The sequence below is a fragment of the Skermanella pratensis genome (genome assembly GCF_008843145.1).
In the GTDB taxonomy this organism is placed as follows: Bacteria; Pseudomonadota; Alphaproteobacteria; order Azospirillales; family Azospirillaceae; genus Skermanella; species Skermanella pratensis.
Window position 1 is genome coordinate 4,635,820 of record NZ_CP030265.1, and the last position, 12,010, is coordinate 4,647,829.

The 12,010-nt window shown below is 68.8% G+C and carries 10 protein-coding genes; 3 read left to right on the top strand and 7 right to left on the bottom strand.

Going from position 1 to position 12,010, the window contains the following annotated elements:
- Positions 1-49 precede the first annotated feature (49 nt).
- Entirely contained in the window at positions 50-994 is a 945-nt protein-coding gene (locus DPR14_RS21365; RefSeq protein WP_158046946.1) for a DMT family transporter, read from the top strand.
- A 2-nt stretch (positions 995-996) separates the two neighbouring features.
- On the opposite strand, the gene DPR14_RS21370 is transcribed toward DPR14_RS21365, so the two are convergent.
- Complete coding sequence (locus tag DPR14_RS21370) at positions 997-2,598, bottom strand: FliM/FliN family flagellar motor switch protein (RefSeq protein WP_158046947.1); 1,602 nt, start codon at positions 2,596-2,598, stop codon at positions 997-999.
- A 178-nt stretch (positions 2,599-2,776) separates the two neighbouring features.
- Here DPR14_RS21370 and DPR14_RS21375 point away from each other — a divergent pair, with 178 nt between their 5' ends.
- A complete protein-coding gene (locus DPR14_RS21375) occupies positions 2,777-3,553 on the top strand; it encodes a FadR/GntR family transcriptional regulator (protein ID WP_246148432.1) in 777 nt (258 codons plus the stop codon).
- 6 nt (positions 3,554-3,559) lie between these two features.
- Here DPR14_RS21375 and DPR14_RS21380 read toward each other — a convergent pair whose 3' ends face one another.
- Positions 3,560-4,375 carry an IclR family transcriptional regulator domain-containing protein gene (locus DPR14_RS21380; RefSeq protein ID WP_246148437.1) on the bottom strand — a complete coding sequence of 272 codons (816 nt, stop codon included), beginning with the start codon at positions 4,373-4,375 and terminating at the stop codon, positions 3,560-3,562.
- 285 nt (positions 4,376-4,660) lie between these two features.
- Between DPR14_RS21380 and pyk the strand changes: the two genes are divergently transcribed.
- On the top strand, positions 4,661-6,112 hold the full coding sequence (pyk, locus tag DPR14_RS21385; protein ID WP_158046950.1) for a pyruvate kinase: 1,452 nt from the start codon (positions 4,661-4,663) through the stop codon (positions 6,110-6,112).
- Between the two features lie 18 nt (positions 6,113-6,130).
- Here pyk and glcF read toward each other — a convergent pair whose 3' ends face one another.
- The 5 genes from glcF to DPR14_RS21410 all read right to left on the bottom strand — a co-directional run bounded on the left by glcF (position 6,131) and on the right by DPR14_RS21410 (position 11,702).
- Entirely contained in the window at positions 6,131-7,474 is a 1,344-nt protein-coding gene (glcF, locus tag DPR14_RS21390) for a glycolate oxidase subunit GlcF (RefSeq protein ID WP_158046951.1), read from the bottom strand.
- Between the two features lie 14 nt (positions 7,475-7,488).
- Positions 7,489-8,736 carry a glycolate oxidase subunit GlcE gene (glcE, locus tag DPR14_RS21395; protein WP_158046952.1) on the bottom strand — a complete coding sequence of 416 codons (1,248 nt, stop codon included), beginning with the start codon at positions 8,734-8,736 and terminating at the stop codon, positions 7,489-7,491.
- Positions 8,737-8,744: 8 nt separating this feature from the next.
- Positions 8,745-10,232, bottom strand: coding sequence for an FAD-linked oxidase C-terminal domain-containing protein (locus DPR14_RS21400; RefSeq protein ID WP_158048283.1), 1,488 nt, complete (start codon positions 10,230-10,232; stop codon positions 8,745-8,747).
- 274 nt (positions 10,233-10,506) lie between these two features.
- The gene (gene ykgO / locus DPR14_RS21405) at positions 10,507-10,632 is read right to left on the bottom strand and encodes a type B 50S ribosomal protein L36 (RefSeq protein WP_012973122.1); all 126 of its coding nucleotides are present in this window, start codon (positions 10,630-10,632) and stop codon (positions 10,507-10,509) included.
- Between the two features lie 119 nt (positions 10,633-10,751).
- On the bottom strand, positions 10,752-11,702 hold the full coding sequence (locus DPR14_RS21410) for a methyltransferase domain-containing protein (RefSeq protein ID WP_158046953.1): 951 nt from the start codon (positions 11,700-11,702) through the stop codon (positions 10,752-10,754).
- Positions 11,703-12,010: the final 308 nt, after the last annotated feature.

The window sequence follows — 12,010 nt, forward strand, 5'->3', positions numbered from 1 at the left end:
ATCCCGCGCGTCTCTTTCCCGGACCAGTTTCCTTCGGAACCCTCCCCCGATGCCCAGCACCCCTCCGGCCACATCCCGAACCACGTCGCCAAGCCTGTCCCCCGCCGCCGTCGCGGCCGACCGCGCCGCGCGCATCGCCTTGATCGCCCTGCTGGTCGGCGCGCTGGGCATCGCGCTGTCGCCGATCTTCGTCCGGCTGAGCGAGATCGGGCCGACCGCCACGGCGTTCTGGCGCATCGGCTTCGCGATGCCGGTGCTGCTGGCGTGGCTGGCGCTGGAGGGGCGCGGCACGGCGGCACCCCGCCGCCCCTCGACCCGGCGGGACTATCTGCGGCTGACCTGGGCCGGCCTGTTCTTCGCGGGGGACCTGGCGGTCTGGCACTGGTCGATCCAGTTCACCTCGGTGGCCAACTCGACCCTGCTCGCCAACTTCGCGCCGATCTTCGTCACGCTGGTGTCCTGGGCGGTGTTCAAGCAGCGCTTCTCGCGGACGTTCATCGCCGGGCTGGCGCTGGCGATCGGCGGCGCCGTCGTGCTGATGGGCGAAAGCCTGAACCTCAGCCTCAGCCACCTGTTCGGCGACGCGCTCGGGGTCGTCACGGCCATGTTCTACGCGGGCTACATCCTGTCGGTCGGCCGGTTGCGGGCGGAGTTCTCGACCGCCACCATCATGACGTGGACCGGGCTGGTGACCGGCCTGACCCTGATGCCCATCGCCCTGCTGTCGGGCGAAAGCCTGGTCGCGCCCAGCCTGTACGGCTGGCTGGTGCTGGCCGGCCTGGGCGTGATCAGCCACGCCGGCGGCCAGAGCCTGATCGCCTACGCCCTGGCCCACCTGCCGCCGGCCTTCTCCTCGGTCAGCCTGCTCCTGCAACCCGCCGCCGCCGGCGTGTTCGCCTGGATCCTGCTGGACGAACCGCTCAGCGCCTGGCAGGCCGCCGGCGCCGCCATCGTCCTGGCCGGAATCTTCATCGCCCGGCGGGGCAGCCGGTAAGCCTAAAGCAGTTCCTCGACCGCGACGGCGACCTGGTCCTCGATGATGACGATCCGCCCCTTGGCGACCGCCCGGTCGTTGACCAGGATATCGACCTGCTCATCGACCCTGCGGTCCAGTTCAAGCACCGCTCCCCGGCCGATCCGCAGAAGATCCGCTATGGTCATGTCGGTTCCGCCGATCACGACCGAGACGCGCATCCTGACCTCGCCCAGGGCCGCGAAGTCCAGTTTCGGGACGGCTGGCGCCGATTCCACCTCGGACGTCGCCGTCCCGTCCAGGGCTTCGGTCATGGTCGCATCCTCTCCAAAAATGGTGATCCGGTCCACTTCCAGTGTCCGGAGATTGTTGCGTCCGCCGATCCGGCCGAGGGCGACGGTGATCCCGCCGGCCTTGGCTCGGACCGGGCCGCGCAGAGGGACGGGACTTCCGGGCCTCCAGGCCGCGACTTCGGCGAGTCTCCGCGCCACGCCGTCGGCCACGACGCGCAGCCGGGCATCGGCTTTCAGCAGGTGCTCCCGCATCCCTGCGGCCCAGAATGGGTCGTGGCCGAACTTCTCGCCCTCGAACCGGCGGGAAAGCCGGGCGCGGAAAGGCTCCAGCGCCGCGGATGGCAGAATCAGGTCGAACCGGTGGCCGGCGCCCCGCCCCAGCCGGAAATCGACCACGATGGCCGTGTTGGCCGGCCGGTCGATGGTGACGAAGCGGGGATCGTCCAGCAGCCGGCCCAGCTCGAAGCGGCCGGGAGCGATCGGTTCCAGCGAGTCCCCCAGGCTGGCGAGCAGCGTTTCGCAGAAGATCGCGAAGGCTGCCCGCTCCATGCCAGTGGAAGCCGTGCCGGTGGAAGCCACCGACGCCGCGTCCTCCGGCGGGTCCGGATCGCCCAGCACCAAGTCGGCGATCACCCCGGTCGAGCCGCGCCCGGCGGCCAGCATCCCGGAATGGTCCCAATCGACGCAGCGGAAGATTCCGTACAGCGCCCGCCTCCGGTCCGGCTCATGGAGATAATCCCCCAGCCGGACCGCTCGGATCCCATGCAGCGACAGGACGGCGCGCTCGCCGCACAGTTCGGCCAGACCCATCTGGAACAGCCGGACGAAGCGGTCCAGCGCCACCTCCAGCATGGGAAGCCGTCCGACCGAAACGGCGCTGCCGTTGACCAGGGCCAGCAGGCTCTCGACCATACCTTCAGTCCTGTCATCAAGGGCCGCGCTTCCGGTGCCGCCGCCGGCCCGTTCCGTATCCGCGGCGCTCTCCGGTTCCGGCTGCGCGGGCGGTTCGGGAACATGCAGGCCCTCGGGCAGGGCAGCCAGCACCGCGGCGAAGTGTCTCGCCCCCGCAGTCTCCGGGCGGCTGCGCATGTCTTCCCCAATCGCGCGTTCCAGACGCTCGCGGACGTGTGGCGCAAGGTCGCGGGACCGCCGCATCCGGCCGAGCACCAGCGCCCGCCGTTCGGCATCCATTCCTGAAAGGATGGCGGCGGCACGATCGGGCTGCACCATGAACAGCGCCGCCGCGACGGCCTGGGGCCGCTCGGCCGCCAAGTATTCGGCGATTCGACCATTAGGCTGGTCAATCAAACCGCCGTGGTGAATGTCCGCCATGGGGATTACCGGATCTGGCCTTTTCTTCCCGGACCTTGTAACGGATTCCGTTAAAATACGGCGAACGCGGCTCCCTCCCCCGCTGCGGTGCCGATCGAACCCTCTGGCGGAACGTTCAGTCTGGTATTACCATGACAACCCCTATCGAACGAAGATCCGGCCCGGAGGAAGGCGCCAAGTGACCGAGACGAGCGAAGCGGCCGAACCCGTCGCCAAGGCCGGCGCGGACCGCGTTTCCGACAGGGTCGCGACGAAGCTCCTTGACATGATCGCCCGCGGCGAGCTGACGCCCGGCCAGCGGCTCCCGGGGGAGCGGCAGCTTGCCGAGCAGATGCAGGTCAGCCGGGTCTCGGTCCGAGCGGCTTTGCAGCAGCTGAAGACGCAGGGGTTCCTGGCTGCCGTCCAGGGCGGCGGCACGCGGGTGCTCTCCACCGCCGGCGACATGGACCCGGCGCTGACCGAGATGATCCGGGTCAAGTTCGACAATCTCTACGACCTGGCGGAAATCCGCGTGATCCTGGAGTCCTGGGCGGCCCGCCGCGCCGCGGTGAACGCCACGCCCGAGCAGGTGGCCGAGATCGGCCGGACCGTCGTCGCCATGGCGCAGCCGTCGCGCGGCAAGCTGCGGGCGACCGACGACGTGGACTTCCATATCGCGATCGGCAAGGCGGCGGGCAGCCCGGTCTACATGCATATCCTCTCCGTCATCCGCGACACCCTGACGCAGATGCTGGAGTTCCATCGCCACGAGCTGTTCGAGCGGTCCGAGGACAAGATCGTGCTGGCCCAGCACCGGGCGATCCACCGTGCCATCGACCGGCACGACCCGGACGCCGCCGCGGCCGCCATGACGGCCCACCTGACCTGGGTGCTCGACCACTACCACGCCGCCCGGCGCCGCCGGGACGAGGCCGGCGCGGAAAAGCCGCCGGTGGCGGACGCCACCGCCGGATGAGCGGCCTCAATCCCGGCGCTGCGGAACCGCGCCACCCACCGCCCGGGTGATCTCCCCGGCGGCGCGGCCGACAAGGACTCCCAGTTCGGCGATCCGCCCGTCGGGGATCCGGACGGCTGGGCCGGAGATCGAAAGCGCGCAGAGCGGCCTTCCATGCTCGTCGTGGACCGCGGCCGCCACGCAGCGCAGCCCGACCGAGTGCTCCTCGTCGTCGATGGCGAAGCCGCGCTTCCGGGTGGCGGCCAGGTCCCTCGCCAGTTCGTCCGGCCCGGTCAGCGTCCGGTCGGTGATCCGCCTCAGCGGCAGGCTCTTCAGCACCGCGAGCGCCTCCTCCTCCGGCAGGGCCGCCAGCAGGGCCTTGCCGACGCCCGAGCAGTAGAGCGGCGCGCGCGTGCCCGGCTGGGACAGCGCCCGCATCATCTTCCGGCATTCGACCTGGGTCAGGATGACCGCCTCGCCCTTGTCCTCGACCGCGAGGTTGACGGTTTCGCCCGATTCCTCCATCAGGCGCCGCATGACCGGGCGGGCGATCAGGGCATGGTTCCGCCGGCGCAGGAAGGCGCCGCCCACGGTGAAGGCCTGCACGCCGATGAACCAGCGCCCCCGGTCCTCGTCGAACGCCACGTAGCCCCGCTGCTCCAGGTTCTTGAGCAGCCGGTGCGCGGTGCTGGGCGGCTGGCCCGTCAAGGCCGCCAGCTCGGCGGAGCCGACGCCGTCCCCGGCCGCCGCGATGCACTCCAGCAGGTCGAGCGACCGGCTCAGCGCCTGGACCGGACCGGCGGCTTCCGCCCTGGCCCCCTGTTGCCCGTGATCCCCGTCCAAAGCCGCTCCGCCGTTCTGGAAAAACCGATCTCCTGTGCCCGTTCTCCTGTGTAGGGGCTGCCGCGGACCGGCGCAACCGGGCGATACGGCGGGTTCCGGCCCGCCGGCCGGGCAGGCGGCACGGCATTGACATTCCGGCATCGGGCGGCAAGTTTTGGCTCGGCAGTGCTCCATCCTAGGCACCCGTCCGTTTCGGAATGACCGGACACCCGCATTGTTGATCATCCGACGCCTCCAGCCGGGGCGAAGCCTCCTGAACCAAGATCCGCGCGAGAAGGGACTCACATGAAACGCAAGGCCAGTTCGATCCGGCGTTCCCGCTCGACCAAGATCGTCGCGACGCTCGGGCCGGGCACGTCCTCGCCGGAGCGTATCCACGCCCTGTTCGAGGCCGGCGTCGACGTGTTCCGCCTCAACTTCAGCCATGGCGTCCAGGAGGACCACGGCACCCGGCTGGAAATCCTGCGGGCCCTGGAGAAAGAGACCGGCCGGCCGATCTGCATCATGGCGGACCTGCAGGGGCCGAAGCTTCGCGTGGGCCGTTTCGCCGGAGGTCCGATCAAGCTGAGCCCCGGCATGAGGTTCCGGCTGGACCTGTCCGACGAGCCGGGCGACGAGACCAGGGTCAAGCTGCCCCACCCGGAGATCTTCGAGGCGCTGACCCCCGACACCGACCTGCTGCTCGACGACGGCAGGGTCCGCCTGCGCGTGCTGAGCTGCGGCCCCGGCCATGCCGAGACCGAAGTGGTCACCGGCACCCAGCTTTCCGATCGCAAGGGCGTCAACGTCCCGAACGTCGTGCTGCCTCTCTCGCCGCTGACCCCCAAGGACCGCGACGACCTGCGCTACGCGCTCGACATCGGCGTGGACTGGGTGGCGCTCAGCTTCGTCCAGCGGCCGGAGGACGTCGCCGAGGCGCGCCGGCTGATCGCCAACCGGGCGGCGCTTCTGGTCAAGCTGGAGAAGCCCTCGGCCATCACCCACCTGGACGAGCTGGTCGAGATGGCCGACGGCATCATGGTCGCGCGCGGCGACCTGGGCGTCGAGATGCCGGCCGAGGACGTGCCGAGCATCCAGAAGCGGATCATCCGCGAATCGCGCATGGCCGGCAAGCCGGTGATCGTCGCGACCCAGATGCTGGAATCCATGATCGGCTCCCCGGCCCCGACCCGGGCCGAGGCGTCGGATGTCGCAACCGCCGTCTACGACGGCGCCGACGCCGTGATGCTGTCGGCGGAAACCGCGACCGGCGCATACCCGATCGAGGCCGTTTCGATCATGGACCGAATCGCCCGCCGGGTCGAGCACGACCCCCTGTACCGTGCCATCATGGACGCCCAGCACCCCGACCCGCAGCGGACCTCGGCGGACGCGATCACCGCGGCGGCCCGCCAAGTCGCGCACACGGTTTCGGCCGCCTGCATCGTGACCTACACGACCTCCGGCTCGACGGCGCTGCGCGCGGTCCGCGAGCGGCCGGACGTGCCGATCCTGTGCCTAACATCCAGATTGGAGACCGCGCGCCGGCTGGTGCTCTCCTATGGGGTCCACAGCGTCAATACGGGCGACGTCACCACCTTCGCCGAGATGGTCCAGAAGGCCTCGCGCATCGCCTTCCAGGACGGCATCGCCACCGAGGGCCAGCGGCTGGTGATCACCGCCGGCATCCCCTTCGGCACCCCCGGCAACACCAACGTCCTGCGCATCGCCTGGGTCGAGGGCGACAGCCAGACGTGACGCTGCCGGGTCTCCCGGCTACTCCGCCGCCTGCACCTGCCGGGCCGCCTTCGGCCGCGTGACGAAGGCCGGGTTGCCCTCCAGGGCCTCCGGCAGCGGACCGCCGGTGGCCCAGTCCAGCAGTTCGACCGTATGGACGATCGGGATACCGGTGCCGGACCCGATCTGGGTCATGCAGCCGATGTTGCCGGCGGCGATCACCTGGGGCCTGGTGCTCTCGATGTTGTGGACCTTGCGGTCCCGCAGCTTCGTCGCGATCTCCGGCTGGAGCAGGTTGTAGGTGCCGGCCGAGCCGCAGCACAGGTGCCCTTCCGGCACTTCGCGGATCTGGAAGCCCGCGGTGCCCAGCAAGGCGCGCGGCGGCGTCTTGATCTTCTGTCCGTGCTGCATCGAGCAGGCGGAATGATAGGCCACCACCTGCCCCGTCTCGACCACCGGCTCGCCCAGGCCCAGCTCGGCCATGAACTCGGTGACGTCCTTCGTCAGCGCCGAGATGCGCGCCGCCTTGTCGGCCATCTCCGTGTCCTCGCGGAACATGAAGCCGTAATCCTTGACGGTCGTTCCGCAGCCGGACGTGTTGATCACGATGGCATCCAGGCCGCCCCGCTCGATCTCGCGGGTCCAGGCCAGGATGTTGGCGCGGGCGAAACCGTGGCTGCTGTCGGTCTGGCCCAGATGGTGGTTCAGGGCGCCGCAGCACCCCGCCCCCTTGGCCACCACCACCTCGACGCCGTGGCGGGTCAGCAGGCGGACGGTGGACTCGTTGATCGCGGTGTTCAGCACCTGCTGGGCGCAGCCGTTCAGGATGGCGACGCGCTTCCGCCGCGTTCCCTCGGCCGGAATGACCTGCGGCTTGTCCACGGCGCTGGGACCGGGAATCCGCTTCGGCGCCAATGCCAGCATGCCCTTCAGCTTCCCGGGCAGCACGCCCGCGAACGGCCGCCCGGCCCGCGCCGCCATCAGCGCCATGCGGAACAGGCCCGGACGCGGCAGGACAATCGCCAGCATCCTGCGCATCAGCCGGTCCGCCGCCGGGCGGCGGTAGGTCTTCTCGATATGGGCGCGGCCGTGGTCGACCAGGTGCATGTAATGCACGCCGGACGGACAGGTGGTCATGCACGACAGGCAGGACAGGCAGCGGTCGATATGCTTGACCACCTGCTCGGTCGCCGGCTTGTCGTTCTCCAGCATGTCCTTCATCAGGTAGATCCGGCCGCGCGGACTGTCCAGCTCGTCGCCCAGCAGGACATAGGTCGGGCAGGTCGCGGTACAGAAGCCGCAATGGACGCAGGCGCGCAGGATCTTTTCGGACTCGCGGACATCGGCGTCGGCGAGTTGGGCGAGGGAGAAATTGGTCTGCATGGCGGTTCTCCGCGTCAGACCCCGGCGTACATGCGGCCGGGATTGAAGATGCGCTTGGGGTCCAGGGTTTCCTTGACGCGGGCGGACAAGGCCGCCAGCGGGGCCGGCTGGGGATGGAAGACGTCGACCGAGGCCCGGACGGTGTCGGGCGCCCGGACCAGCGTGGCGTGGCCGCCGCCCGACCCTCCGCCCAGGCCGATCGCGCCGCGCACGGCATGCTGCCCCGCCGCCTCGGCGCCGGGATCGACGGCGAGCCAGATCAGCCCGCCGCCCCAGTCGAAATAGGCATCCGAGCCGGGCAGCCGGCCCTTGAGATCCGCCACCACCCGGGCGCCGTCGGCGGGCGGCACGGACAGGCGCCAGACAAACCTTTCCGGTTGAGAAACGAACGGCTTGACGTCCCGGAGCGCGGCCCAGAAGGCGAGCGACGGCTCGCGTTCCAGGAACTCCACCGTCCCGAAGCCGCCGAGCAGGTCGCGCAGCTTGCCGGCCCGGTACTCGATCGACGGGCCGAAACCTTCCAGCCGGATCGCGGTCGCGGCGCCACCCGACTCCCTGGCGCCCAGCTCCTCGATGCCCAAGCCGCCGGCCAGCGACGCCGGGACATGGGCGGCCCCGGCGACCTCGTAGGGACTTTGCAGGGCCAGCGCCATCACCCGTATGGCATTCGCGTCGTCCAGCGCGCGGACCAGCACGGTGCGGGTGTCCTCCGGGGCCGGAAGCACCTTCAGGGTGACCTCCGTCAGCACCGTCAGAGTCCCGTAGGCGCCGGCCACCAGCTTCGGCAGGTCGTAGCCGGTGACGTTCTTGACCACCCTGCCGCCGGCCTTGAAGGCCTCGCCGCGCCCGCTGATCGCCTGGAAGCCCAGGAAATGATCGCGCACCGCACCCGCCTTGACCCGGCGCGGCCCGGCCAGATTGCACGAGACCACGCCGCCGATCGTCTGCCGTCCGGCCTCGCCGCCCAGCAGCGGACCGAAGTCGGTCGGTTCGAAGGCGAACTGCTGACGGTTCTCGGCCAGCAGGGCCTCGAGTTCGGGGAGCGGCGTCCCGGCCCGGGCCGACAGCACCAGTTCCTCCGGCTCGTACAGGGTCACCCCGGTCAGGGCCGCGAGGTCGAGGGTATGGGTCGCCTGGAAAGGCCGTCCCAGCGCCCGCTTGCTGCCGCTCCCCACCAGTTCCAGCGGGGTTTCCTCGGAAATGGCCCAGCGGACGGCCTCCAGGGCCTGGTCCGCATCCGCGGGTTTCAAATGTGTCTTCATGCCGGACCCTAGAAGCGCGGGAGATCGGGGAACGGGATCTGCCCGCGGTGGATATGCATGCGGCCCAGCTCGGCGCAGCGGTGGAGCTGCGGAAAGACCTTGCCGGGGTTCAGCAGCCCCTCGGGGTCGAAGGCGCATTTAAGCCGCTGCTGCTGGTTCAGGTCGATTTCGGTGAACTGGTGGATCATCAGGTCGCGCTTCTCGACTCCGACGCCGTGCTCGCCGGTCAGAACGCCGCCGACCTCGACGCACAGCTTCAGGATGTCGGCGCCGAAATCCTCCGCCGCCTGCAACTCGCCCGGCTTGTTGGCATCGTAGAGGATCAGCGGGTGCAGGTTGCCGTCGCCGGCATGGAACACGTTGGCGACCCGCAGCCCGTGCTTCTCCGACATCTCGGTCATGCGGTTCAGCACCAGCGGCAGCTGCTTGCGCGGGATCGTCCCGTCCATGCACAGATAGTCCGGGCTGATCCGGCCCACGGCGGGGAACGCGGCCTTGCGCCCGGCCCAGAAGACCATCCGCTCGTCCTCCGACTCGCTGACCCTGACCGAGACGGCGCCGTACTCGCGGGCGATCTTCTCCACCTCGCCGATCAGGTGGTTGACCTCCGCCTCCGGCCCGTCCAGCTCGACGATCAGCAGCGCCTCCACGTCCAGCGGATAGCCCGCGTGGACGAACTCCTCGGCCGCGTGGATCGCCGGCTTGTCCATCATCTCCATGCCGCCGGGGATGATGCCCGCCGCGATGATGGCGGCCACGCAGTTGCCGCCGGTCTCGCTGCTCGGGAACCCGATCAGGACGGCGCGCAGGGTCTCCGGCTTGCGCAGGATGCGGACCGTGACCTCGGTCACGACGCCCAGCAGCCCCTCCGACCCGGTCATGATGCCGAGCAGGTCGTAGCCTTCGGATTCCAGATGCTTGCCGCCGAGCCGGACGATGTCGCCGTTCATCAGCACCATCTCGATGCCGAGCACGTTGTTCGTGGTCAGGCCGTATTTCAGGCAGTGGACCCCGCCGGAGTTCTCGGCGATGTTGCCGCCGATCGTGCAGGCGATCTGGCTCGACGGATCGGGGGCGTAATAGAACCCCTCGTGCGCCACCGCGTTGGTGATGCCCAGGTTGGTGACGCCGGGCTGGGCGGTCACGGTCCGGTTGGCGTAGTCGATGTCCAGGATCTTGTTGAACTTGCCAAGGCCCAGGATGATCCCGTCTGCCAGCGGCAGCGCGCCGCCGGACAGGGAGGTGCCGGCCCCCCGGGGGACGACCTTGATCCCCATCTCGTTGCAGTATTTCAGGACCTGGGAAACCTGCTCGGTCGTGGTCGGCAGGACGACCACCATGGGCAGCTGGCGATAGGCCGTCAGCGCGTCGGTCTCGTAGACGCGCATCTCGTCGCGTTCGACGATGACGCCTTCGCCCGGCACGACGGCCCTCAGCGCGTTAACGATCTCTGCCCGGCGGGCGAGCACCGAAGCGTCAGGCGTGGGCATTTTCATCATGCCGTGTTTCCTCCTCCAGCGGACGGGGGCCGTACAGCGGCAACAGCCGGTGCCGGCCTCTTGTCCCTCGGCCGCGCCTCATCGGCAGCAGCATTTCATCGCGCGCACATTGGAAAAACGTCGCGTTGATGTAAAGTGGTATCACCACTTGGCCGAACAAGAGGCCCTGAAGAAAGGATCCTGCGGGTTTTCCCACCTCTGAAAAGCAAAACCGCGCCGAAACTGCGGCGCGGTCACCTCCCGGAGATACGGGCTCTCCCCTTTAGCACGCTCAGCCCTGGCGCGCCTTGAAGCGGGGGTTCTGCTTGTTGATGACGTAGACGCGGCCCTTGCGGCGGATCACGCGGCAAGCCTTGTGCCGGGTCTTCATGGATTTCAGCGAGTTCACGATCTTCATGGTTCACAGTCCCAGGAGGGTAAGTCACAAGAGCGCCGGAAAATATGGAGCGCAAGGCCCGATGTCAACAAGCGCCTGTGTTTGCGCGGCGTTTTCGGATCAACCTTCCGACCCCCGGGTCAGCCTTCTGACCCGTCGGACAGTTTCAGCGCGAAGAACCGGTACATGCGCAGCCCGCCCTGAAGTGCCGCGACCCGCCGCGCCCAGAGCTCCACCTCCTCGACCACCGCCAGCTTGGTCTCATGGTCCATGCTGTGCTTCTCCAGGAACTCGGTCAGCGACTGGATCGCCGCCAGGATCAGCACCCGATGGGCGTCGGTGACGTCCTCGGTGATGCGGATGTCCAGGTTGCGCTGCTGGAGCGAGGTGACCGTCCTGGCGACCGTCAGCGGGAACGGCTCGAGCGGTTCCTTCGCCAGCCATTCCTTCACGGCCGCCGAGCGGGGCTCGTCCTTCTCATAGACATAGTCGGTGAACAGCAACTGCCCGCGCGGCTTCAGGCTCATCTCGATGCCGTCGTTCAGGCTCTCGCGGTCCTTGATGCAGAAGAAGGACTCCTTGGAGAATATGCAGTCGAACCGCTTGGGGTGCCGGAAGTTCTCGGGGTCGTAATGGGTGATCGTCGCCTGCTTGGCCATGCCGGCCTTGACCGAGCGCTCCATCCCCTCCTTCGCGAGGACCGGCGACGGCTCCAGCCCGGTGACCCAGCAGCCGTACTGGGCCGCCATCTTGCGTGCCGCCCCGCCCAGGCCCGCCGCCAGGTCGAGCACGCTCATCGCCGGGTTCAACCCCAGCGGCTTGACCAGTTCCGGGATATAGTCGTCGCCGCCCGGCGAGGTGAAGCCGCTGCCCCACAACTTCTCGACCACCCCGACTCGGGTCGCGGACCAGAGCGGCTTGCCGAAGCGGGAGTTGACGCCGGGCATGGTCGGCCGGGATCCCGCGGGAGCGGCCGGCGCGGCGGCGGGTTCCGGCGCATCATCCGTCTTCTCCTCGGGCAGGTCGTAACCTTCCCACCAGGCGAGCAGGCGTTTTTTCCAGGGCTTACCGGTCTCCGAGGCTTCGCTCATCTCCCAAACGTCGTCCTGAATGCGGCATGGAACAGCCACGGCGCGGACCGCCGACGGCACTCCCCTCCTACCATGATGCCGTTAAGCGCCCGTTAAGGGGGAGCCCGGTGACTTTTCCAAGGCCTCGGCCCGGGTCCAGCCCGGGGTGGCCAATGGACGCGCCGGAGTTCCATATATTAACCATAGGGTGTTCACCGTTAGATAATTCGCTTTCCCTGGGTTGTTTAGTAGTTTTATGTTACCTGTCGAGCAATATCGGGATTTCGACGGGTCCGAGTACGTCACGGTCCCAACATCTATCTTTGTGC